The sequence below is a fragment of the Aliiroseovarius sp. S253 genome, assembly GCF_049800855.1.
In the GTDB taxonomy this organism is placed as follows: Bacteria; Pseudomonadota; Alphaproteobacteria; order Rhodobacterales; family Rhodobacteraceae; genus Aliiroseovarius.
Genome location: NZ_JBNAFW010000001.1, coordinates 2,016,023 through 2,039,175, shown reverse-complemented (window position 1 = coordinate 2,039,175; position 23,153 = coordinate 2,016,023). Strand labels below are relative to the sequence as shown.

Below are 23,153 nucleotides of genomic sequence, written 5' to 3'. Positions count from 1 at the left end.
CGCTTACTTTTTCTTCCCGAAGCCGGACAGGCCGGGGGGCAGGCCACCGCCGCCAAGACCGGGCAGACCACCGGGCAGCTTGCCGCCCATGGCTTTCGCCGCGGCTTCAAGCGCCTTGGGGTCCATCGAGGACGGGTCCATGCCCGCAGGCATATCAGGCATGCCGCCGCCTTTGCCGAACATGCCGCCCATGGCTTGTTTCAGCATCTTGCCTTTGCCCATCTTACCCATCTTCTTCATCATGTCGCCCATCTGGCGCTGCATTTTCAGAAGCTTGTTCAGGTCGGACACTTCCATGCCAGCCCCAGCGGCAATACGTTTCTTACGGCTGGCTTGCAGGATCTGCGGGTTGGCGCGTTCACGTTTGGTCATCGATTGGATCAGCGCGATCTGCTGCTTCAGGACCTTATCGTCCATGCCGGCGTCTTCGGCTTGCTTGGCCATTTTCTTCATGCCCGGCATCATTCCCATGATCCCCTGCATGCCGCCCATCTTGATCATCTGCTCCAGCTGCATCTTCAGGTCGTTCATGTTGAACTGCCCCTTCTGGAAGCGCTTCATCATGCGCTCGGCTTGCTGGGCCTCGATGGTCTCTTGAGCTTTCTCGACCAGAGCAACGATGTCGCCCATGCCAAGGATACGGCCTGCGATCCGGTCGGGCTCGAACGTTTCCAGCGCGTCCATCTTTTCGCCAAGACCAACGAACTTGATCGGCTTGCCGGTGACAGCGCGCATAGACAGAGCCGCACCACCGCGTCCGTCGCCATCCATACGGGTCAGAACGACGCCCGAGATGCCGACCTTGTCGTCAAATTCCTGCGCGACCTCGACGGCGACCTGACCGGTCAGGCCATCAACCACCAGCAGGGTCTCGCGTGGGTTCACAACGGCCGAGACTTCCTCGACCTCGCCCATCAGGACTTCGTCGATGTGCAGACGGCCAGCGGTGTCGAGCATATAGACGTCATAGCCGCCCATCGTCGCCTGTTGCTTGGCACGCTTGGCGATGTCGACAGGCTTTTGGCCCGGAACGATGGGCAATGTGTCCACGCCGATCTGCGTACCCAGTACGGCCAGCTGATCCATAGCGGCCGGACGATAGATGTCGAGCGAGGCCATCAGAACCCGCTTGCCCTCTTTTTCCGTCAGGCGTTTGGCCAGCTTCGCGGTGGTCGTTGTCTTACCACCACCTTGCAGACCAACCATCAGGATCGGGGCAGGGGGGCTGTCAACCTTCAGCGCGCCGGGTTCACCCTCGCCGGTCAGAACGTCGACTAGTGCGTCATGAACGATCTTGACGACCTGCTGGCCGGGCGTGACCGACTTGGTCACAGCTTGGCCGGTCGCCTGTTCCTGCACCTTCTTTACAAAATCGCGGGCGACCGGCAGCGAGACGTCAGCCTCAAGCAGGGCCACGCGCACTTCGCGCAGGGCGGTTTTCACATCATCTTCGGACAGCGCACCCTGTTTCGTCAGGCGGTCAAAGACACCAGACAGGCGATCTGACAGGCTCTCAAACATTTCGCGGCTCCTTTGCCGTTTCATTTCCCCAAAGATAGGGGCGGGATTGCGCTTTTCCAAACACCCAAACCACGATGGCCCCTGTGGGCGTAACACGCTGACAGGGGGCGATCCCGGCATTGGGCCATGGGACCGGAAGTTTCGCACTTCCGAGATTTGGGGCGGAATTACGGGGTTCGGGCGTCAGAGTCAAGCTGCATTGGGCTTTGCCGCTCTGCAAACCATGCATTAATGGCGTCAGCGGTACGGCGCGGTCCAGAGCCGTTGGTGTAGTAGCCTACGACCGGCAGGTTTGGTTGCCCGTCAAAGACCAGAACCGGACGATAGGTGGTCGATCCATCGCTACGGCTTTCTTCCAAAACAGCCCCATGGCAGTCCTCTAACGGATAGACGTCCTGCGCATAGCCCAACACCGACCGTTTCCGTTTCACGATCTGCCCGGCCTTCGTGTCAAAGATCATTTGAACACGTTTGGCAAACACCACGAAGCAGACGCCCCATGTGAGCGTTCCGATCCCGGCAAACATCAGGCCGAACACCAATTCTCCGTCCATCAAGGCGTTGAAGCCAATGCCAAGGAAAATCAACAGCCCGGCGATCATTCCAAGCGACAGCAGCCACGGCTTGTGGTCCAGAACCAATAGGTCAGGCGTTTTGGTCAGCGTTTTCATGGTGACAGGGTAGAAAGGAAAGCCCGACAAGAAAAGAGGGGTATTTGACCTGTGTCATATTCAGCGGATCGTTCGCGCGTTACGTTTTGGTCAAGACGAATTGAAGCCCATGAAGGAGCTGACTCATGTACAAAAACGTTCTGGTGCCGATCGCGCTTGACCACGACCGCAACACCTCTGAAGCGCTTGAGATCGCCAACGCCATTTCCGAAGATGGTGCAAAGATTACAGCGCTTCATGTTATGGAAGAGGTGCCCGCCTATGTCGCCCAGTACCTGCCGGAAGGGCAGCTGGAAGACAATGTGAACGAGCTGGAGCGCCGCTTGCAGGAAGAGCTTAAAGCGGTTCCGGGTGTTTCGATCGCAGTGATCTCGGGCCATGCGGGCCATGCCATTGTGGATTATGCCAAGGACAACAACGTGGATTGCATCGTTGTTGCGTCTCACCGTCCGGGCCTGACTGACTTTTTCCTGGGATCGACAGCCGCGCGCGTAGTACGCCACGCGCCCTGTGCGGTTCACGTGTCGCGCTAACCTCTCTTCCCTTCTAGCGTGACCGACTGGCGGGCCCCTTGTGGCCCGCTTTTTCGTGCCTACATGATCCTCAATACAGGAGGATCCATGATGAAATGTCCGGTGGACGGAACCGAGCTTTTGATGACTGAACGCCAAGGGGTCGAGATCGACTATTGCCCCAAATGCCGTGGTGTTTGGCTGGACCGAGGCGAGCTGGACAAGATCATCGAAAAGGCGACCCCCGCGGTCGAGTTGGACGACCCGGACCCATTTGTCGCGCCCCCTCCGCCCCCGTCCGAGCCTGTTCGTCAAAGCGAACCCCGCCAGATGCGGTCGCGCGAAGAGATGGAGCGTGGGGCCGGGATGAAACCGGGGTCATCGCGCAAGCGGCGGTATGACGATGATGATGACTATGACGACGATGATTATCGTCACGCCAAGCGCTATAAGAAAAAGCGCCGGAAATCCGTCCTTTCCGAGCTTTTCGACATTTTTGACTGACGATGTGGCAAGATCACATATTCATATGTGATCCAAATGCGGCTAGGCTTCCTTTAATAAGGAGGAAGCCATGCCCAAAATCAGCAAAGCCCCCGACTATCAAACCGTTATCACCACGTTCGAGATGACGCCCGGCACCTGTCAGGATCTTCTGGACGCGCTGACGGATGCCTATGAAAGCTTCATCTCGAAGCAGCCGGGATTTGTCGGCGCGGGACTGCATGTGAATGACGCCCAGACGCGGATTGCCAACTACAGCCAATGGACCCGGCGCGAAGATTTTCAGGCCATGCTGCGCACCGACGAAATGCGCGAACGCAATCGTAAGATCGCCACCCTTTGCAAAAGCTTTGAACCCGTCATGTATGACGTGTTCGAGACCTTCAATTAATTCCGACAGCAGGAGCTGACATGAAAACCGTTTTGACCGCGGCGGCCTTCGCCCTTTTTGCCGCCCCCGTTTTTGCCGATGTGAACATCACCCCGGATATGCCTTGGGTGACCGTTCAGACCGATGCAGGCGAAGTCGAGATTTCGCGCATTGATGATCCCGCACATGAATTGTCGGGCGAATGGGCGCGTACCTCGCGCAATTGCCCGAATTTCTGCGTGCAGCCAATGGTGCCTGCTCCGGGGGTCACTCCTATTGGAGAGCTAGAGCTTCTGGCCATGCTGCAAGATCCTGAGGCAATCGTGGTCGACAGCCGTGTCGTGGCGGATCACGAAACCGGAACCATTCCGGGCGCGATCTCGATTCCCTATAACGAAGCAACAGATCGTCTGGACGAACTGGGTTGCGAGCTGGATTTCGACGGGTTTGATTGCGAAGCGGCCAAGCCAGTGGCGCTGTTTTGCAATGGCAACTGGTGCGGTCAGTCTCCGACAGCAGCCCGCCGTATGATCGAAGCAGGTTTTCCTGCCGACAAGATCCACTATTACCGCGGTGGGATGCATGCGTGGCGGATGCTGGGTCTGACAGTGACGGGTGACAGTTAAGCAACGGTCAGGTCACCCACCATTGACCTTGGGAAGCGTCATCCCCATTCTTTAGGCACGCCGCTTGACGGCCAGTGCTTAAGGAATGGGACATGCGCCATCGCATTCAACCTCTGAAAACTGCCGTTTTGGCGCTGGGCTTGGCCTTGGCGTCACAAGTGGCGGTCGCGCAGGATCAAATCGGATCCTTCACCGTCTTCATCGGCAAGTCGGACCTGACCAATGCCAAAGGGGCTGCTTTGTCCGAGCCGTGGAAAGTGCTGCGCCGTGATCGGGCAAACTATCATCGATTTGGCGTCAGCCAGCCCGGCGATCAATGGGATCCGTACTTCGGCAGCAGTCAAAGCCGCAAAAGCCTTCAAACGCTGGTTGCGCGCGGGAATATCGGCCCTAAGGCCGCAAGGCGGCTGAAAAGCGGAGGGATCATCTTGGTCCGAGTCTTCGGGCAGGGCGGCAAACCCACGGCAATCAAGGTGTCGGTTCCCCAATAAGGCCGCAATTACTCTGGATACGCACGTATACAGGCCGCCTGCGCGCTTTTTGCCGCTGGTTCAAGCTTTCTGCGATGCGCTTTCAATCGCGCCAGTTTCTTGCGCACTTCCCCGATGTCGACGGTCACAGGCGTTTCGATCGTGTGAAAACGCGTTCTGTTGCAAGGGATAGGCTTCTTCCGTCCTTGCACATGGCAAAGCCGTGTTTCCGTATACGGAACCTGTTGCCGGTGCAGCGCGTACCCTCGGGCCAGCGTCTTTTCCAGCTCTTCAATCTGCGCGGACACGGCGCGATATTCGGATGTCTCTCGCGCGATGCACTGTTTTTGCGGCGTGGCGCAGGCTCCGACCAATGTCAGAACAATCCCAGCCGCCAATAGGCGCTGTTTTGTGGCTTTGAACATGATACGCGCTCCAATACTCGGTATTCCTATGCCGCTAGCATAGTCGGAACTCGGTTTGTACAAAAGCAGGTTGGCCGAAAGTCGTGCATCGCAAACATTCAATGCCGCTTGTGTGTAAAGGGTGGTTTCGGTATCCGTGCACCAAAGGAGCAGATCACATGGCAAGACAGGCAGGTGCGTCCAGCGTCGAGATGGACGAACGCGAGAAATCCAAACGTATTGGTGCACTGTCCGGCCTGTGGCCATTCATGCGCCCTCATCGGATGTGGATGCTGGCGGCCTTCGTCGCGCTGGTGTTCACCGCTGGGATCTCTCTGATCCTGCCGATTGCAGTGCGCCGTGTTGTGGATGGGTTTGGCGAAGCCACGCCCGAGCTTCTAGACAAGTACTTCCTTGCGGCCCTTGGGGTTGCGTCGCTGCTCGCGCTGGGCACGGGGCTTCGGTATTATCTAGTCACCCGACTGGGTGAACGGATCGTGTCGGACATTCGCAAAGCGGTCTTTGATCGCGTCGTGGGGATGAGCCCGGCCTTCTATGAGAAAGTCATGACCGGCGAGGTGCTGTCGCGGATCACCACTGACACCACGTTGATCCTGTCGGTGATCGGGTCGTCGGTTTCGGTGGCGCTGCGCAATGTGTTCATCTTCATCGGCGGGATGATCCTGATGCTGTTTACCTCGGCCAAGCTGACCGGACTGGTCCTGCTGATTGTGCCGGTCGTCGTTGTGCCAATCATCGTTCTGGGACGCCGCCTGCGCGTGCTGGGCCGTGAAAATCAGGAATGGATCGCCAAAAGCTCGGGCAATGCGTCCGAGGCGCTGCTGTCCGTTCAAACCGTGCAGGCCTTCACACATGAAGATCGCAGCCGAAGCGAGTTTTCCCGCCTGACCGAAGAAAGCTTCCTGTCCGCCAAACGCCGGATCTCGACCCGCGCGATCATGACCGTGATCGTAATCTCGCTGATTTTCTCGGGCGTCGTGGGCGTCTTGTGGATCGGGATGCGTGATGTGACGGCGGGCGAGGTGTCCATCGGGGCGCTCGTGCAGTTTGTAATCTATGCCGTGATGGTTGCAGGCGCTGTTGGTGCCCTGTCTGAAATCTGGAGCGAGCTTCAACGTGCCGCCGGTGCGACCGAACGTTTGGTCGAGCTTTTGAACGCGGAGGATCAGGTCAAAGACCCTGCCGAACCCATCGCAATCACGTCGCGCCCGACTGGTGCTCTGACGTTTGATGATGTCACTTTTCACTATCCCGCGCGTCCCAATCAGGCTGCGTTGGAAGGGATCACTCTGGACGTCACCGCAGGTGAGACGGTTGCCCTTGTCGGCCCTTCGGGCGCAGGCAAGACCACCATTGTTCAGCTGATCCAGCGCTTCTATGACCCAGAAAGCGGGTCGGTAAAGCTGGATGGCGTCGACCTGTGCGACATGCGCCGCGATGAGTTCCGCAAATATGTAGCTCTTGTTCCGCAGGACGCGGTGATCTTTGCTGCGTCGGCCCGTGACAACATCCGATTTGGACGTCCCGATGCGACAGATGCAGAAGTCGAGGCCGCCGCCAAGGCGGCGGCCGCCCACGACTTCCTGTCGCGCCTTCCCGAAGGCTATGACACCTATGTGGGCGAACGCGGCGTGATGCTGTCAGGTGGTCAGAAACAGCGCATCGCCATTGCGCGCGCCATTCTGCGCGACGCGCCGATCCTGCTGCTTGACGAAGCCACCTCGGCCCTTGATGCGGAAAGCGAACGCTTGGTGCAGGGCGCGGTGGATGAGCTGGCTCAGGGCCGCACCACCTTGATCGTGGCGCACCGTCTGGCGACCGTGAAGAAGGCTGACCGGATCGTTGTCTTTGACGAAGGTCGGATCGTGGCGCAGGGCACTCATGAAGAGCTGGTCGCGCAAGATGGCCTATATGCTCGTCTAGCGCGGCTTCAGTTCACCGAAGGTCAGATTTAAGCACCCCGCCTGCGGTAAACATCGCCAATCTGTGCACTGCTTACCTTCCGTAAACGTCAATTCCACGTCACGTCAGACTTGCGAGTGAAGGCGTTTACGCCCATTCTCAGCTTCCAAACAGGCCCGAAAAATGGGCGAAGGGAGGATGTAGGATGTATGAATTTGGATCGATGTTCGATCGGGATGCCGTCGAAGCAGAGATGAGCTGGGAGGCGCGGGATAAACCCAGTACGCTTTACCAGATGCTTGAGCGCACCGCGCGTGCCTTCCCGGACCGCCCTGCGGCCTCGTTCCAGATCACGTCTGGCCCCACCGACCCCAAAGAAACCGTGACATGGAAGCAGATGCTTGACCGCTCGTGCCAAGCCGCAAACCTGTTTCGGTCGCTGGGTATCGAGGAAAATGACGTGGTGGCCTACCTGCTGCCCAACTCGAACGAGACGATCTATACCCTGATGGGTGGCGGCATCGCCGGGATTGTGAACCCGATTAACCCGCTTTTGGACGCCGAACAGGTGGCGGGGATCCTGAAGGAAACCGGGGCAAAGGTTCTGGTGACCCTGAAGGCGTTCCCAAAATCCGAGGTCGCTCAACTGGCGAACGATGCCGTTGCGATGGCTCCGAACGTCAGAACGGTGCTCGAGATTGATCTGAACAAATACCTCAAACCCCCGAAAAGCTGGATTGTGCCTTTGGTGCGTCCGAAGAACCCAGTGAAGCACAATGCCAAGGTTCTGGATTTCGTGGCCGAGATGAAGCGCCAGAACGCTACGCTGGATTTCGAAGACAAAACCGATGATCGCGTGGCGGCCTATTTCCACACCGGCGGCACCACTGGGACACCGAAAGTGGCGCAGCACAAGCAATCCGGTATGGTCTATAACGGCTGGCTGGGTGCAAACCTTCTGTTCAACGAAGAAGACGTGATCATGTGCCCGCTGCCGTTGTTCCACGTCTTTGCGGTCCACGTGATCTGGATGGCCTGTCTGATGTCTGGCGCGCATTTCGTGCATCCGACGCCTGCGGGCTATCGCGGCGATGGCGTCTTTGACAATTTCTGGAAGCTGATCGAGCGCTACAAGGTCAGCTTTATGATCACCGTGCCGACGGCCATTTCAGCCCTGATGCAGCGCCCGGTAGATGCGGATGTGTCGACCTTGAAAACCGCATTCTCGGGCTCGGCCCCGCTGCCGATCGAGCTGTATAACCGCTTCGTCGACGCGACCGGCGTGAACATCGTCGAAGGCTATGGCCTGACCGAGGCAACCTGTCTGGTGTCCTGCAACCCGCCCACCGGCGCGAAGAAGGTTGGGTCAGTTGGCGTACCATTCCCCTACACCGATGTTAAAATCCTGTCCTGCGATGACGCCGGAACCGTTTTGAAAGAACACGGTGTCGATGAGGTGGGCGAGATCTGCCTGTCGAACCCGGGTGTATTCACGGGGGCGACCTATACCGAAGAGGCCAAAAACAACGGGCTGTTCGCGCAAGGAACGCATTTGCGTACGGGCGATCTGGGGCGTCTTGATGAGGACGGTTACCTGTGGATCACCGGCCGCGCCAAGGATCTGATCATTCGTGGTGGCCACAACATCGATCCCGCCGAAATCGAAGAGGTTCTGGCCGGGCACGAGGCCGTCGCCATGGTTGGTGCCATTGGTCAGCCTGATAGCTATTCGGGTGAACTGCCTTGCGCCTATGTCGAACTGGTCGGCGGAGCTCAGGTGACATCGGAAGAGCTGATGGCCTTCGCCAAAGAGCATATCCACGAGAAAGCCGCCCTGCCCAAGCATATCGAGATTTTGGACGAGCTGCCCAAGACAGCGGTGGGCAAGGTCTTTAAACCCGATCTGCGCAAATCCGCCATCTCTCGCATTTATGACAAGGCGCTTGCTGATGCAGGCCATGCTGCCCATGTGGCCGAGGTTCTGGACGACAAGAAACGTGGCCTTGTGGCGCGCCTGCAAGCAACGGGCGAAGTCGACTATGACGCAGTCAAAAAATGCCTGGGCGAGTTCACGCGACCGTTTGAATGGATGGACTAATCAGGTCCGATCACAAACTATTTGGGCGGCCCTTGGGTCGCCCTTTTTCGTTCAGCCACCGACCCGCTGCGCGTTCGTCAATCAGTCGTTAGACGTTGGGGCTTTCTGGGAAAGCGTTCCTTCATAGTGAACCAGCAATCCGCCAGTAATCGGCGCGCTGAGTTTCACGTCGAAATGAAAGCGACCATCGTCCTCAAACTCACGCGCTTCCGAAATAGGAAGCAGCCATGTCGGAAGCGGCAATGGACCCAGCCGACCACCGGACACCGGATAGTTCAGGCTGCCATTAGCCACCGTCAGATCAACACGAAATGTGAAGGGACCGAAACGCTCGGTCATGCCTTGTGGGGTCGCCGCAAGATGTGACCGAAAGCGGCTGCCGCCAAAGCTGCGCAGCCACGTTTCGCCCTTCGGTGTGACGGTCTTTGTTACTTCGACAGGGATGGTGCCCGCTGCCTTTGGGAATCGAAATAGCCAAGCAAGGCAACGGCTCCAAAGTCCCTCACCGCGTGTGACAGAGGCATTCCCTGACCAGCGGCTCGTGTCACGTGTTAAATGCGTAGCCCGAACGGCCTTTGGAAGGTTATCGAAGTCGGGTCCGAGTACTTGCTGAAAGATCGTTTTTCGTACGACGTTGCTTTTTTCGCTAAACGTATGCAGATCGGACATGTCAGTTTCAGCTTCCGTCAAAGTTATGGTTTCCAAAGCAGGGCCAGAACCAACTGGCAGGGCGTCGCGCCGCAACAGTGCGCGAACGGCAATGGCGGGAATGAAAGGTCCATCTCCATGATCCACGCGTAGCCGCCAAGATCGTTGTTCCTGTCCAACAGTGACACTGACCAGCATCCCGCCGCTGTCGCTGCCAAAGGGGGAAAGCAGGTCCGCAGCCAGTTTGAACACCCGCAGGATTGGTCCGGTGATTGGAACCGGCACCCGCCGCCGAAATCGCGCAAATGCACTTAGCCCATAGCGCATAGCGGCAAGTTCTAACCCGGCCCGAAAGATAACGGACTGTGCCGCGAAATGCTTTGGGAACAAGGTGACGTCGGGCACTTCGATCAACCATCCCTGCCGTCTAATCTCGCCGGGCAGATCATAGGTTTTCGGGTCCGACCACCCCGGCACGCTTGTCCATTTCCCGTTGCGAAAGACTTTCATGGGGCGTCCTGCCTGAGATAGGATCGACGCGATGACCGACAATCCGCGCGGCGTACGGTTTCCAGGCAGAATGGCGACCTCGATCTTGTCGGGGTGATCGTCGCCGACCAATGCGCGGACCGCCGCGCTTGAAAGTGCAGGAACCGAAGACATTCCTGAAATAGCGCAGACATTGGCTGCTTTTGCTTCGGCATCTAAGGCTGAAATCCCCTCGCAAAATGGGGCATTGTCCGATAGGTCCAGGTAGTGAACACCGCCAGAGATCGCTCCGCGTGCGAGCCGATAGGGATCAGCGCCATACGTGTGGAACGGGCCCGCTGCGTCGACCAGAACGTCATATCCGGGAAGTACGCTTAGATCTCCGTCTCGATCCAATTGCAGGGCGCCACAGCCAAGACTTTCCGCCATGGATTGCGCGTTGGACAAGTTGCGCCCGGCAACGGTCACGTTATGCCCATCGCGTACCAATAGCTGCGCAAGCCGAGATCCGAAGACACCGCTTCCACCAAGAACCAGCACTTTCATGGCAATAGCCGTTTTTGGAAGTCGGGATCGGGTAGAGCGCACATGTCACTTCGTCCAAACATCGCATAGCGATTGCGCGCCATGCGCTGATACAGCCAGTTCCGAAGGGGGCGGGGAAAGATCCGCAGAACGGAAGCAAGATATCCCCAACCTCCTAAGTGCTGGCCGGCGTAAAGCACGGCCTCGAAATCCACATGGGGCCGCCCGTTGTGCAGGAATAACCAGCTGGCTGGATCGTCCGGATCGAGATCAAAGTGTCGCATCAAAGCAGCGCCCAGATCTGTCTGTACGGGGCAAATGCGAACTGCACCGGTGCGATCCAATCGGTGGATCATGCGCGCACCCCAACTGCACAGCGCACATTCGGCGTCCATCACAGCCACAGGCGCGCTGTCGTCAAATTCAGGAATGGTGGGGTCGTTTCGATACGAGTGAAGCTGAACCATGAAACCAGTTTGGGTCTCAAACGTTTTGCAGACAACATTGGAATGCGGGCGTATCGACGCAGCTGTCGGGCGGAATTCCACCAAGATGCAGCAGCGGCTACACATTTCTTTTACTTGGTAAAAGTGGTGCCCGGGGGCGGAATCGAACCAGAAATTATTGCCAAGACACATCATTGTAATTAAAGAATAAATTATACCACGCCAATTGGCATGTGTAGTGATTTGTGTAGCATAGTGTGGAGCAGCACTTGTCTGAAAAAGCCAGGAAGAACCCACCCCAGATGATCATGCGGAATGGGCTTTGGCATCTGCGAATGCGCGTTCCTACTCGATACTCCAGCGTTGAGAGCAAGAAAGAAATTCATCGAAGCCTATCAACCGGCGACCGTGATACCGCCGAAGCCCGAAAGGCGCTCGTGAAGCAACAGGTATTGGCCGATCTTGATGCAAAACTGGCAATGACATCACCAGACCCTACGAGGCAATACGAAACCATCACACAGCTTGCAGCTTCGCGATCATTTTCATACCAGCCCGCAGATGAGTTGGCTACCAGAGGCGTCGAAGCCATCCTGGAGCGCATCGACGACTTGAAGCGCAACAAAGACGCGCCAACTTCGCACATGGCTGCTGCGTTGTTGGGTGGAGTGGAGCGACCACAACTGACGATCACGCAGGTGGCTGAAAAAATGCCCGAATGGTTCCCTGAAGATCTGATCGACAAGCACGAGAAACAAAAGAAGGTCTGGCGGTCTCGATGGACCCGCCCAGTTGCCAAGTTCACTCAACTGATGGGACAGGACCCGATTTTCATCGACATCCCTCGCATTGACGCTGTGGCACTTCGCGACGCCCTGAAAGACCGTGTGATGGAAGGTGACCTCTCAGGTTCCTCTGCACAGAAAGAAATCAGCCTCCTCAATTTGCTATGGGCTAAATATCATGACGCAATAGGAGCGGACGAGCGTGAAGTTCCATCTTCGCCCTTCTATAACCTTGGCAAAGGATTTTCTAAGCTTGGCGGTGATGAAGAACGGAAGCTTGAAGTCCCACTTGATACTCTGCAGGAACAAATTCTCGCTCCTGGATCATTGAGGTTCATGAATGATGAGCTTCGTGACATCACACTAATCATTGCCGAAACAGGCGCTCGACAGTCCGAGATCACTGACCTTCCGCCCCACTCCATCTTCCTTGACGATGACATCCCGCATATTTGGATCAGGAAAGAAACAGGGGAATGGGCCCGCGAGATCAAGAACAAACCCAGTAAGAGAAAGATCCCTCTGCTGGGAGCTGCCCTCAGCGCCATGAAGCGCCATGAAGCGCCATCCCGAGGGGTTTCCAAGGTATCGCGGAAAGGGCACATACTCTGCCGCCGCAAACAAGGTTTTGCATGAAAAGGGCATATTGCCTGCAGAAATCACGATCGGCGGCCTCCGCCACAGCTTCGAGACCCGAATGAGAAACGCTGGCTTCAGCAATGAGGTCAGGGCCGAGATGATGGGGCACTCGGTGAAAAAGGCGCGTGACCGCGAGGTCTACGGAGATGAGATGTCGCTACAAGAAAAACGTGAAGTGTTGAAAACGATCTCACTTTCGACCTGAGATCTCGAATTGGTCAAGTTGATACCTTCGATATGCCTGTATGCTTGAGGCACGCACAGCAAGGTGCCTCAAGCGTTTTGTGTGGATCAGGCAGCAAGCTTGAATGCGCTCGCCTCTTGTCGCCTAAGGATTCGGCTCCGCAAGTCATCTCGCGCTCGCAGCTTCTGAAGCTCACCTTCCAAACGTTCGTAGAGGGCCTCATAATTTTCACCCTCTGCACGATCAGTAATCATCACTCCAACATAGTCGAGCGCTTGTTCGATTTTCGTGATTTTTTCGTGGCGAGGCATATTTTTGAACTGGGTCAATTTTGATCTCCGGGGTTAAGGAGATCAGGAAGTGGGTTCGTTCAAAATTTGAGAGAAATAAAAACTCGATTTCCACCTAAATACTTGAATTTTAGGGGTATTTCAACCCCTTTAGTGAATTTTCGACAGCGTTTTTTCGCCAAAACTCAGTGCCTCTATCTTGTCATCCAGTGCGCGCTTCGAGCGTCTCAGAAGCTTCCATCGGTGCATCAGATTGATGAGTTCGATGGTGCGGGCGTCGAAGATGTTTTCCGTCTCGATATCGAACTTGAGCGACCTGTCTCCCAGGTCCTCGCGGTGCTCATTTGCCGACCTTCGGATGGTGTCGCCGAGGAGGTCGAGGAGGTCTTCGTCGAGTGTCTCGCAGCCCTGGCGCGATCGCAGCTTTTTCAGGGTCTCGAGTATCAGGTTTTTGGAGCATCCCCGAGGCACTACACCTGCATCCGGCCATTCCTCAGCGAGCAAACGCCCCTGCACGATTACATCCAGCACCAGCTCATGAACTTCGCGTTCCGTCAGCTCATCCATAGTCATTCCTTTCGATAGATGCAGGCGCGTCGTTGGCCCGCTCAAGACGCTGGCAGATGATTGTTCCTGCCAGCGGGTGCTCATGCCGCCTGAGCCAACCTGACGGGGGCTTCCAGCTTCTCCATGTGCTCGCGAAGTTGGTCTGCCATCAGACAGATGTCTTCGACGTAGGGAGCGGCGGGATCGAGCGTCGCGAAATATGCCGCCTCAGGTCGGTCGGCATCGTGCACGTGTTCGAGCGAAAGCAATTCGTGCAGCCGTGTCAGGCTCTGCATCATGCGTCGGTTGAGAACCGTGGACGAGCAGACATCGTCGATGAGAGCGTTTGTCGCTTTCACAGCGGGCATACCGCCTAAAACGAGCGCCGCGTTCTGCAGGCCTTCTGAGTGGCTCCACAGATATTCCTGCAGGTCGGTATGCACCGGGGAAATCAGGTCGAACATTAGAGTTCTCCATGTTGTGCCGGCCGCGGGAAGCGATCGGTATCAAGCGTGGCATGGTCGGATGTTCTTTCCCATTCTTGAAAGTCGCCCTGACCGCAGGAGGAGGAAGTGGCGTAAGCCGAGCGCATGGGCGGCACTTAGATTTGATCAAAGCTGAATGGATTTCCGCTTTCTGAACCGCTTCACGAGGGGCATCCATTTGCCGTTCGCGCCCTCACCGAGAGGGGCGAGAATGGAAAGGGGATATGCCTACTCACTTGCTTATTGACGCTGCGGGACGCATCCGCAGAGCACGATGACCACCATGCAACCGCACAACTCGACATTGATTTTCGCGTGAAGAATAAACGTTGTGAAGCAGCCCCTTGCAACCAGAATCCCAAGCGATTGTGGCTAATACCGCTTCATCATTCCCACAATACGGGTGGGCTTATGGAAGCACGATTTTATCGCGGTGAGGGAACAGTGGAATGCAGCAAATCCGCCAAATCAGCCAGTTCGCGTAGATCGCATCGGCGCTGCAAGGCACGCCATCATGGTGCAGAGAATGCGCAACACTGTGACGAATGCTTGGTCCATACTTGGAGAGAAAAACGCGCTCGATATCGTCCGTCAGAGCACGGCCAAAAACTTGGTCAAGTTCCTCTCGCATGGCATCGAACAGAGAGGAAATAGTCCGGTTTTCCTGGGTTCCAGTCGCATTGTCAAAAGTCGAAACGTCATGGCCCGCACTCTTCAGAATGTGTCGCAGGATACCCTCAAGCATCGGCGTCAAGATGTGCAGGGCGCTGATGTGATCGGCCTCAAAAAACCGAAGGAAGCCAGTTGAAATCGTTGTATGCAAATCCGGGGGCACTGCCGGGCTATGCGCGAGCAGATCAGCGACGTGATCGAGCGATACGAAGTGCTGCTGCATTATCGAACTGCGGGCTACCTCGATTGTGGATCGAGCAAGGATCTGTCGCCGAATACTTTCCGACCGATGAATGGTCGGTAGCAACGCCACAATATCACTTTCGCCAACCGGATCGACTCCAGGCGCCTTTGCGACCGTCTTTCCGTCACGATCCATGTAGGAAGCAGAAATGAGCGAAGAGAGTGGGGCTTCTTCAGCGCTTTTTTGCGCCTTTTCCACCAATTGCTCCGGGTCGGGAGATCGGTCGAGGTCCGCGAAGAGCAGGAGCAAGTCAAGCAACGGCATTCCATCGAGTCGTTTCTTGGTTTCTTCAGCAATTTCTCGAAAGTCCATAGGAGTTGAAATCGTCTGCAGCTCCTCCCGAATACCCTCTTGGACATCTACCAAACGATGCCTCAGGGCCTTCCGACGCTCTCGCGATCCGGGATGGCCGTGGTATTGCGAAATCGCCATCGAAAGCCAATGAGACGCGAGCATCGCGCCACCAGGTTTTCCATCAAACTGATCAGCAGCCCTGACGTAGCTTTCCGCTGCATTTGCCTGGCATTCGAGCTTTTTCTCATCGTTCTTGGCCATCCGGTATGCTCTGGATGCCAAAATCCAAAGCTCCGCATCAATATTACCCTCGATGCCAGTGCGATCTCCTTTCAGCACATCAACAATAAGATCACCCACGGCAAATGGATCCGATGCCCCCCAGTCCAAGTCGAGTTCCGAGAACCTTCGAAAGAAGTTTTGTCCCGGTTGTGCAGCGGACCGAATCCTGCAGTTTTTCACAAGCTCTATGATAACTTCATGTTCTGTTTCCGGCCTGCCGATACCCCTGGACACAAATAGAGCTCGCCGCAGGGTGTCAAAACCGGAAAGACCAACCAGGCCATTACCGTGATCCTCTACGAGTTTCCCGCTCTCAAGTTCTTTAGCCACGTCGATATACGCTCTTAACGCGCGCATCCCGATCTCGTGGCGTTTTCGCTCCAAAAGCCATGCAACGTCACATATTCGGGCGAGGACGACTGAGTTTTTTGTAGCCTCGGAGCATGCCACCATGGCTTCAACCGGGGAACCAACAAAATCTGCTGGCTCAGCGGTTCTGCGATTTTCCATCCGCATCATCGCACCATATGGCTGACCGGGTTCACCAGACTTCTGATACATCTGCATCAATGAACCGAGCATCATATAGATATGCCGGTGGTCGTGATCACCTGGTAACTTTTCTGCGGTCTTGAAAAACGCATCCGCGTAAGTGCGGGTTCTCGGCGAAACCAAGCTTGAGATCGGCCCATCTATGTCGATACCGTTCACGTGCTTTGCTTCGGCAAGCTGCCAGGCTGCTTTCGTCATGACTGAGGACCTTTTGAAAACGCAAAGATGCTATATTGCACAGTCAACATCGCCGCTCGGCAAAATTATTCAAGTGCGATAAACGGCCCAGAACTAATTGATTATGCAGCAACATACATTGGCAGTGTGTTTTCCTTTCTGTTCTGCCTTTCACACCAGTCACGGCATCATTCCAAAGCGTTTCCAGTTTCAGTCGCCCGGACAAGCCGGCGCCATCCACTGCTGGCGTGGGCTTGTCCGGTGGGTCGCTGGCGATCCGGTTCTGCCTGTCAGGAGGTGAGCTGGGTGGTTAGCGGAGCTCTCTTCCTTCCCTTCGTTCCTCAGGGAGTCTCAATACTATCCTGTTACGGACACGGACCTGTCCGGCCTTAAGCCGCGGCTAATTCCGGCAAGGTGCCGGCCTTTTTAAGTTCGTAATACTTGGTCCTGCCAATGCCGAGTGCCAGCCAGGGCTTTGTCCGGGAGGCACTGTTCTCAGCCAGATATTCGTCACGTGTGGCCGCACCCTGTGCCGCACGCCTCGAGCGCTCAGCCACCGCCTTGCGGTGCCTGCGCTCTTCAACCGGGACGACCTGACGCAAGCCCAGATCCCGGGCCAACTGGGGCGAGACCTCCAGCTTCTCCGCGATCGTTGATCCCTTATAGCTGTAGCGCCCATCCTTCCAGACGCAATGCGAGGTGGGACGGCTTGCCTTGTCTACGGCCTGCCTGACGGTTGCCTGCACGTCAATCGTCTTCAGACCCGGAGTGGCGATGGCTGCCATATTGGTGATCTGAGCCTTGATGTTACCGGCATCCGGGATATGTGTAAGACAGGTCGCATAGAAATGTAGCCAGGTGTTGCGGTGGCCGACAGGAACCATCCCGCCGAAAAAACTCCGAAAGGCCTCCAAATCCTCCATAATCTGTCGGAACCGCTGAGGCTGGGTCAGGCCCCTTGGCATGGCAGCGCCGGTCTTTGGCGAACTTTTCTTCCGGTTGTTCTTCCGGGCCTCTTTCCTGGCCAGGTATTCCGTTCGCGTGGGCCGGCCACAAGCCTGGTAAATCTGATCTTCCAGCTCCTCGAATAGATAGCGTTGCAGGGTGCCACCAGCAACCCCAACGCGCTTCCTGGATTTCTCGTTGATGCTCCCTGGAATTCTGAAGACGCGGGATTCATCATTGCACAGTGGATCCGCGCCAAAAGTCAGGGAGAGTTCGATTAGTGCCTTCAGTGCGGCGCGCCAGCGTTTTTTAATCGTCCACGGCAGTTCCTGAATCAGCCAAATAGCTGCGACCCCTCTGCCAGTGTGCAGAATGATGGACGGCTGAGGCAGTCCGCGCACGGCAAGATGGGCGGAATAAGCCGCCTGAACCTTGTCAGGTGTCTTTCCACGCCAAGCGATGGTGTTGCGATAGTCGAGATCGACAAACAGCGCGTTCACTGCCGCCAGGCTGTTGTTTTTGCGTTTGCCCCAAAAGCGGTTCAACGAGACAAAAGAAGGGGCGTCCAGGAAGGTTGGCAACTGATCGAGAAGCGTGTCCTTGTAGTAGGTCCAGGACTTGGCTCTACCATCCGGCAACATGGTCAAAGTAGCCGGCCCACCAAGGCTGCCTTTGGGATGAAGCAAAGAGATATAGTCCTCCGGGGTGAGGGGCTGCGGGATCGGATTGTGCGGGGCGAATGTTCGCGGATCTGTGTGTTGCATCCGCGGGAAATAGGCCCGTGCCCGCAATCCCAGAAAAGTGGGTTGAAAATGAAACTCAACTCCACTTCCCCGCGCCTCAGATTACGAAGCAAGTCTAATTTTCAATCTCTTACCTAATTTCTCACTTACCTTCCGACCTACAAACTAACTTACTTTCCAAACTTTCAAACGGACAAACAAACCTACTTACCAGCTGACCTACAAACATTGCCCGTGAACCCGGCGTTTTATGGCTGGTGAATTGTCATATGGCGCTGGAGACCTCACTTGATGAGGGAGCACGGGACGACGATGCCGGCTATCTGTGCTAAACCTTCAATGAGGGAGAATCCGAATGACCGCATTCGAAATTGTAATCAATGTCTGCGTATTGCCCATCACAGTAGCTGTGTTGCTCTATCTACGGCATCTGGTCCGGGTATCGGGAAGCGATCCGGTCGACGACCCTGAGAGGGTCATAAGATTCCGTGAAACAGCTCCGTATCATCTGCTGGAACGCGGCAACTGACGACCAGCTAAATTTTGCCCCTCGGGCATTGCGTGTTCGGGTTACTTTCCTATGGTCAATCCATGCCCGAAAGGCCTCTCTACGGACATTCTCTGGCGCTCCTCCGACAATTGAGTAGTGCATAAAACCCTTTGTTTTGTGAGGTTTTCGATCAATCCAGAGATGGTAGACAAAAAAATGTTTGAAAGTCGTTTTGGCGTTTGAAGTGACGATCCAATCATTCTCCCAAGTTTTGGCAAACACAGGAGAACGACATGCCGCGACCACCGAAATTTTCAGACGAAGAGATCATCTCGACCGGTGAAAATCTGACCGCCGAAATTGGCAGACACGCCACTGCTACGGAGATCCACAAAGCCCTCAATGGGCTGGGTCGGTTTGGCCGCATCCGAGAAATCTGGGACAACTACTTGTCGGCGAAAGAACAGGACACGAAAGCCGATATACCGCTGGCCGAAACGACGCTGGGACAGATCAGCAATGTGGTCGCTGTTCTGGAGCAATCGGTGCAGGATCTAATCCAGAAGCTGATCCGCGAGATGACTGAACAGAATGTGCGGCAACTTGGCGCCCGCGATCAGGAGATTCTGCAGATGAGGGCTGAACATGCCGAAAAGCTTCAGATACTCCAGCAGGAAAATACTTACCTCGCGGATTGCCTTGAACAATACGAGGCTGCGGCAGACGCTATCGAGATCGAGGTCCCCGAATCCGAACAATCCGCGGTTGAAACAATGACTCCGGGTGCGGCTTCGCCTGCGGAGGCTCGTAAGCCTCTAAATCGACCGTTGAAGAAAACTCCGGCTCCTCGCAAGGCGGCTCGGTCTGCTCCCCGCGCGCCCAAGCCATCGCGTGTTCAAATGCAGCCCCCATCCTGACGCTATCGAACTGGCTGGAGGTTGCCATGGCGGCCTCCACCTCCGCGGACGAATTGGCGCTCTGCATCTCTTGCCGTTCCGCCTTGGCAACTCTTTTTCGGTCGGCCTCACGCTCCGCAGCTATCTGCTCGGCCGCTTCTCGTCCTTGTTCGCGTTGCCATGCACGTTGCAACAACCAGCAATTCCAAAGTCCCTCGTTGTAGCAACGTATGGCTTCACGCCGTTGTCCGGGATCAAAATCATCTTCTTCACCATCGAGGACACGTTGGAAATATGGCTTCTCTTGATCGTTTGCCTCTTCCTTTGGGTCTACAGGCCCTTCGTCCAGTGGATTTTCATCGTCGCTGTCTTTCTCGGCCTTCGCTTTCCTGCGACTCTCCTGCTTCCTGATCGCAACAGCAAAAGCGCGTGGTCCGAGATGATCTTGTCGAATGAGGCCTTCGGGCGCATCTCCGGCCTTCACCATTTCCGCGTTTGACCTAAGGTCCACACGAGCAGACGATCCGACCTTTTTCAGGGCTGCATTCGTTCTCTGTTCCCATACCTTCCGGATCCTTGTCACTTCATCTGGACCAGTGTCCCCGCCATCCAAAACTCTTGTTTTCTCACCGAATTCCCCTGTCTTGGGGCAGACCTTGCGGGTTGTCATCAAAAGATGGGCGTGAAAATTCTGATTAGTCTCTTCGGTGTCAAATAAGGTGGCAAGGTAATCCGCTTCAGCCATGCCGAGTTTGCCTTTCGAATGAAGCTTTTCCTTCTCTTCGTCCAGAAATCGCGGAGCGTGAATATCCGCCTGCACAGCGACGCCATATTCATCTCTGAGCCAGAGGCAAAATCCCCGAACCAGCCTCACCTGAGCGGCGAGCGGTAGCTCCCGCGGCAGTGAGGGGCGCAGTTCCCGAATGACACGTGAATTGCGGCGCTTCTCTGCCCGTTCAGCAGCGTTCCAGAGTGCCGCAGTATCGCCTGGCCAGTTTATGAGTTCGTGAGACAAAAGACCTCCTTTCTTGGTCGCTCTGAAACGCGTTCCAAAGCGTTCGTCAATGAAGATGGAGCGCGCTGTGTATGCTGCAGATTTGACAGCATTCCGGGTGTCAGCGCGGGAGTGGATGATGACTTCAAGTCGGCTTGCAGGATGTCTCATGCAAGGGAAGTTGGTCCCGAACACGACTTCCGCTCCTCAGGCCCGCTGCAGGCGCGCAGGCAAACCCCTGGGTTTGCGTAACTGCGCGCAACCCCTCGAGGGTTCTGCGGTGGGTGCCTTACAGGCGCCTGTGCTTTGCACCACAAATTTCCGGGAGCGAACACGTATTTCGGGAGCCACCTCCTCTCCAGAGACGCAGTTGATGGAGAACGGTTATGAGCAGTCTTGTCACGCAAATTGAGCAAGCCCAACGACGCCTGAAGGATCTGCAGGCGAGAGCTCGAATTCAGCAAAGGAAGGATGAGACCCGAAGGCTGATACTATATGGGGCTGCCAGCCTCGCTCTCCTTGAGACCCTCGATGGCGAGAAGCGGAAAGCCGACGCAATAGAAAAGCTGCACGCGAAGATCACTCGAAGTAGTGATAGAGCTTTCCTTGGTCTTGATCCGCTGCCCGAAGAGGAAGCCACTGACCTTCCAGCGCAAACAGTTCCAGTAGCTCCCAAAGAAAGCGAGAGAAGCAAATCACGCGACGATCGCGCCGCGGGGCTTACGCCTCCCAAATAGCGAGTTTCGCTTCTGGGAAGGTTTAAGCTTTGGGGGGTGAACTCCCAGACGTTCCTGATCAGGTGTTTTAGTGGGGAGGCTTGCGTATAGCCGTCCCCAGCCAATGCCCTCACCGGGAAACTGACCAATGACTATGTCACCTTGGGAATTGGGTGCGAACCGCGGGTCTGATTGCTGCACCCGGACACGCCGCTGGCACATAAATCGCGTCGGTTTCACCAAGTTGAGCACCGCCAGATTGGCGACATTCGTGACTGTCAGGGAGAACTCCGAAAGCTTCTCAGGAAAGATGGACGTTCCGTAGGCCAGCACAGCCTCGCCTGTCGCGTCGTCGACATGAATGACCAGACAAGGACGGTCCTTGTCACCGGGACCATCTGAATGAGGGAAGCGGAATGAAACGATTTCGCCAGTGGATAGCGGACGCGCTGCGCCCGGCACATGTGCCGTCATGATGGGCTCCAAGATTTGAGGAAGATCTTGTCACCCCTTCTTCAGATCCATCCTTTGGATGTCTCTGAATGCTCTCTTCGAGTTCATGTGAGACCGGAGCGACACAAGCTCTGCTCCGGTCTCACTGAACTCTGAAGAGAGCTAAGTGCAATGTTTTCTGGGATTTTTCTCGACGCCGTTCAAGGGGGGTGAAACAAAACTTTATGCCGAAATTGCAAAAAAAGCGGCTTCGGTTTTTTGAATTTCAGCCAATGTAAAATAGGCCAAGCGGCGAAGGCTACCAATGAGGAAAGTCATCATGCGGCATGAACGAAGACAGAAAGTTCATGCGATCTGAGAACCAAGCTGGGACAGTTATTCTTCGCCACCCCACGATGAGAACGAAATATGAACAAATCAATGGGAAACTGATCGGATAGTTGCTATTACTGGCCTGGACCGGGCCGTAATACCCATATATAGTGCATGAAAAAGAGGTGCGACCAGGATGAGCCAAGGCTTCACATTTATTGATCTTTTCGCCGGAATCGGTGGTTTGCGCCAGGCTATGGAGAGCATCGGCGGGCACTGTGTCTTCACGAGCGAGTGGGATAAGTTCTCAAAACAGACTTATGAGGCCAACTACCGCGACAATCGCCCCATCGCCGGTGACATTCGTGAAGTGGCTGCCGAAGACATCCCTCCGCACAATGTGCTGTGTGCCGGTTTCCCCTGTCAGCCATTCTCCTTAGCCGGTGTTTCCAAAAAGAACTCACTCGGCCGAGAACATGGATTTCGTGATGAAGCACAGGGAACACTGTTCTTTGATGTTGTCAGGATCCTTGAGCATCATCGGCCTGAAGCCTTCATGCTCGAGAATGTCAAAAACCTGACGAGTCATGACAAGGGAAAAACCTTTGAAGTGATCATGGGCGCTTTGCAGGAACTTGGATACTCGGTGAAGGCTCAGGTGATCGACGCCCAGCACTTCGTTCCTCAACATCGCCAGAGGATTGTGATCGTTGGCTTCAAGGAAGACACCGGTTTCACTTTTGAGGACCTCCAGTTGAAGCCTAAGGGCAGTATCACGCTTGGGTCGATCCTTCATCCTCAGAATGGAACCGAGACAGCCGAAATTCCTTATACTGAGGGCCCGGATGCCAGGGTGAACCCAAAATACACCCTGACGGATAAGCTTTGGGAATACCTGCAGAATTACGCTGCCAAACACAAAGCCGCAGGTAACGGCTTTGGTTTTGGTCTGGTCGGCCCCGAGAATGTCTCTCGGACGCTGTCTGCACGTTACCATAAAGACGGATCGGAGATCCTGATTGATCAGGGTGAGGGAAATAATCCTCGCCGCTTGACGCCACGTGAATGTGCTCGCCTCATGGGGTATTCTGATGACTTCAGAATTCCGGTGTCTGACACCCAGGCCTATCGCCAGTTCGGGAACAGCGTTGCCGTCCCCGTGTTCAAAGAGGTTGCGCGCATTATGGCACCTCATCTTGCGCACGTGATGGACAACCGCCCGAAGGAGGCAGTCTCTGTCTGACGTT

At 55.8% G+C, this 23,153-nt stretch carries 23 protein-coding genes; 11 read left to right on the top strand and 12 right to left on the bottom strand.

Annotation, left to right across the window (positions count from 1 at the left end):
• Positions 1 to 3 precede the first annotated feature (3 nt).
• Positions 4 to 1,521, bottom strand: coding sequence for a signal recognition particle protein (gene ffh, locus ACP15F_RS09970; RefSeq protein WP_424940643.1), 1,518 nt, complete (start codon positions 1,519 to 1,521; stop codon positions 4 to 6).
• Positions 1,522 to 1,688: 167 nt separating this feature from the next.
• Positions 1,689 to 2,192, bottom strand: a complete 504-nt coding sequence (locus tag ACP15F_RS09965; protein ID WP_424940642.1) for a hypothetical protein — start codon at positions 2,190 to 2,192, stop codon at positions 1,689 to 1,691.
• A gap of 125 nt (positions 2,193 to 2,317) precedes the next feature.
• On the opposite strand from ACP15F_RS09965, the gene ACP15F_RS09960 reads away from it, so the two are divergent.
• From ACP15F_RS09960 to ACP15F_RS09940, 5 genes are all read left to right on the top strand, one after another.
• The gene (locus ACP15F_RS09960; RefSeq protein ID WP_424940641.1) at positions 2,318 to 2,725 is read left to right on the top strand and encodes a universal stress protein; all 408 of its coding nucleotides are present in this window, start codon (positions 2,318 to 2,320) and stop codon (positions 2,723 to 2,725) included.
• A 90-nt stretch (positions 2,726 to 2,815) separates the two neighbouring features.
• A complete protein-coding gene (locus ACP15F_RS09955; RefSeq protein WP_424940968.1) occupies positions 2,816 to 3,208 on the top strand; it encodes a zf-TFIIB domain-containing protein in 393 nt (130 codons plus the stop codon).
• A 70-nt stretch (positions 3,209 to 3,278) separates the two neighbouring features.
• Entirely contained in the window at positions 3,279 to 3,599 is a 321-nt protein-coding gene (locus ACP15F_RS09950; protein ID WP_424940640.1) for an antibiotic biosynthesis monooxygenase family protein, read from the top strand.
• 20 nt (positions 3,600 to 3,619) lie between these two features.
• Positions 3,620 to 4,204 (top strand): rhodanese-like domain-containing protein, encoded by a 585-nt coding sequence (locus ACP15F_RS09945; protein WP_424940639.1) that lies wholly within the window; start codon positions 3,620 to 3,622, stop codon positions 4,202 to 4,204.
• A gap of 92 nt (positions 4,205 to 4,296) precedes the next feature.
• Positions 4,297 to 4,695, top strand: a complete 399-nt coding sequence (locus tag ACP15F_RS09940) for a hypothetical protein (RefSeq protein ID WP_424940638.1) — start codon at positions 4,297 to 4,299, stop codon at positions 4,693 to 4,695.
• Between the two features lie 8 nt (positions 4,696 to 4,703).
• Here ACP15F_RS09940 and ACP15F_RS09935 read toward each other — a convergent pair whose 3' ends face one another.
• A complete protein-coding gene (locus ACP15F_RS09935; RefSeq protein ID WP_424940637.1) occupies positions 4,704 to 5,099 on the bottom strand; it encodes a hypothetical protein in 396 nt (131 codons plus the stop codon).
• A 158-nt stretch (positions 5,100 to 5,257) separates the two neighbouring features.
• On the opposite strand from ACP15F_RS09935, the gene ACP15F_RS09930 reads away from it, so the two are divergent.
• Positions 5,258 to 7,054 carry an ABC transporter transmembrane domain-containing protein gene (locus ACP15F_RS09930; RefSeq protein WP_424940636.1) on the top strand — a complete coding sequence of 599 codons (1,797 nt, stop codon included), beginning with the start codon at positions 5,258 to 5,260 and terminating at the stop codon, positions 7,052 to 7,054.
• A gap of 152 nt (positions 7,055 to 7,206) precedes the next feature.
• Positions 7,207 to 9,099 carry an acyl-CoA synthetase gene (locus ACP15F_RS09925; protein ID WP_424940635.1) on the top strand — a complete coding sequence of 631 codons (1,893 nt, stop codon included), beginning with the start codon at positions 7,207 to 7,209 and terminating at the stop codon, positions 9,097 to 9,099.
• 81 nt (positions 9,100 to 9,180) lie between these two features.
• Here ACP15F_RS09925 and ACP15F_RS09920 read toward each other — a convergent pair whose 3' ends face one another.
• Entirely contained in the window at positions 9,181 to 10,782 is a 1,602-nt protein-coding gene (locus tag ACP15F_RS09920) for a DUF4166 domain-containing protein (RefSeq protein ID WP_424940634.1), read from the bottom strand.
• On the bottom strand, positions 10,779 to 11,228 hold the full coding sequence (locus ACP15F_RS09915) for a thiol-disulfide oxidoreductase DCC family protein (protein WP_424940633.1): 450 nt from the start codon (positions 11,226 to 11,228) through the stop codon (positions 10,779 to 10,781). Before ACP15F_RS09915 ends, ACP15F_RS09920 begins: the two co-directional genes overlap by 4 nt.
• Before the next feature lie 248 nt (positions 11,229 to 11,476).
• Between ACP15F_RS09915 and ACP15F_RS09910 the strand changes: the two genes are divergently transcribed.
• Together ACP15F_RS09910 and ACP15F_RS09905 are read left to right on the top strand one after the other, a co-directional pair.
• Complete coding sequence (locus ACP15F_RS09910; protein WP_424940632.1) at positions 11,477 to 12,628, top strand: DUF6538 domain-containing protein; 1,152 nt, start codon at positions 11,477 to 11,479, stop codon at positions 12,626 to 12,628.
• Between the two features lie 61 nt (positions 12,629 to 12,689).
• Complete coding sequence (locus tag ACP15F_RS09905; RefSeq protein ID WP_424940631.1) at positions 12,690 to 12,836, top strand: hypothetical protein; 147 nt, start codon at positions 12,690 to 12,692, stop codon at positions 12,834 to 12,836.
• An 86-nt stretch (positions 12,837 to 12,922) separates the two neighbouring features.
• Here the strand turns inward: ACP15F_RS09905 and ACP15F_RS09900 are convergent, their stop codons facing one another.
• The 5 genes from ACP15F_RS09900 to ACP15F_RS09880 form a co-directional block, all read right to left on the bottom strand.
• A complete protein-coding gene (locus ACP15F_RS09900) occupies positions 12,923 to 13,144 on the bottom strand; it encodes a hypothetical protein (protein ID WP_424940630.1) in 222 nt (73 codons plus the stop codon).
• 111 nt (positions 13,145 to 13,255) lie between these two features.
• Positions 13,256 to 13,672, bottom strand: a complete 417-nt coding sequence (locus tag ACP15F_RS09895) for a hypothetical protein (RefSeq protein WP_424940629.1) — start codon at positions 13,670 to 13,672, stop codon at positions 13,256 to 13,258.
• A gap of 80 nt (positions 13,673 to 13,752) precedes the next feature.
• The gene (locus ACP15F_RS09890; RefSeq protein ID WP_424940628.1) at positions 13,753 to 14,115 is read right to left on the bottom strand and encodes a hypothetical protein; all 363 of its coding nucleotides are present in this window, start codon (positions 14,113 to 14,115) and stop codon (positions 13,753 to 13,755) included.
• Positions 14,116 to 14,545: 430 nt separating this feature from the next.
• On the bottom strand, positions 14,546 to 16,378 hold the full coding sequence (locus ACP15F_RS09885; protein ID WP_424940627.1) for a DUF7380 domain-containing protein: 1,833 nt from the start codon (positions 16,376 to 16,378) through the stop codon (positions 14,546 to 14,548).
• A gap of 368 nt (positions 16,379 to 16,746) precedes the next feature.
• Positions 16,747 to 18,066, bottom strand: a complete 1,320-nt coding sequence (locus ACP15F_RS09880; protein WP_424940626.1) for a DNA-primase RepB domain-containing protein — start codon at positions 18,064 to 18,066, stop codon at positions 16,747 to 16,749.
• 334 nt (positions 18,067 to 18,400) lie between these two features.
• Here ACP15F_RS09880 and ACP15F_RS09875 point away from each other — a divergent pair, with 334 nt between their 5' ends.
• Positions 18,401 to 18,574, top strand: a complete 174-nt coding sequence (locus ACP15F_RS09875) for a hypothetical protein (protein ID WP_424940625.1) — start codon at positions 18,401 to 18,403, stop codon at positions 18,572 to 18,574.
• Between the two features lie 687 nt (positions 18,575 to 19,261).
• Here the strand turns inward: ACP15F_RS09875 and ACP15F_RS09870 are convergent.
• Both ACP15F_RS09870 and ACP15F_RS09865 read right to left on the bottom strand, forming a co-directional pair.
• A complete protein-coding gene (locus ACP15F_RS09870) occupies positions 19,262 to 20,596 on the bottom strand; it encodes a MobA/MobL family protein (protein WP_424940967.1) in 1,335 nt (444 codons plus the stop codon).
• Between the two features lie 524 nt (positions 20,597 to 21,120).
• Positions 21,121 to 21,615 carry a hypothetical protein gene (locus ACP15F_RS09865; protein ID WP_424940624.1) on the bottom strand — a complete coding sequence of 165 codons (495 nt, stop codon included), beginning with the start codon at positions 21,613 to 21,615 and terminating at the stop codon, positions 21,121 to 21,123.
• A gap of 487 nt (positions 21,616 to 22,102) precedes the next feature.
• Here ACP15F_RS09865 and dcm point away from each other — a divergent pair, with 487 nt between their 5' ends.
• Positions 22,103 to 23,149, top strand: coding sequence for a DNA (cytosine-5-)-methyltransferase (dcm, locus tag ACP15F_RS09860; protein WP_424940623.1), 1,047 nt, complete (start codon positions 22,103 to 22,105; stop codon positions 23,147 to 23,149).
• Positions 23,150 to 23,153: the final 4 nt, after the last annotated feature.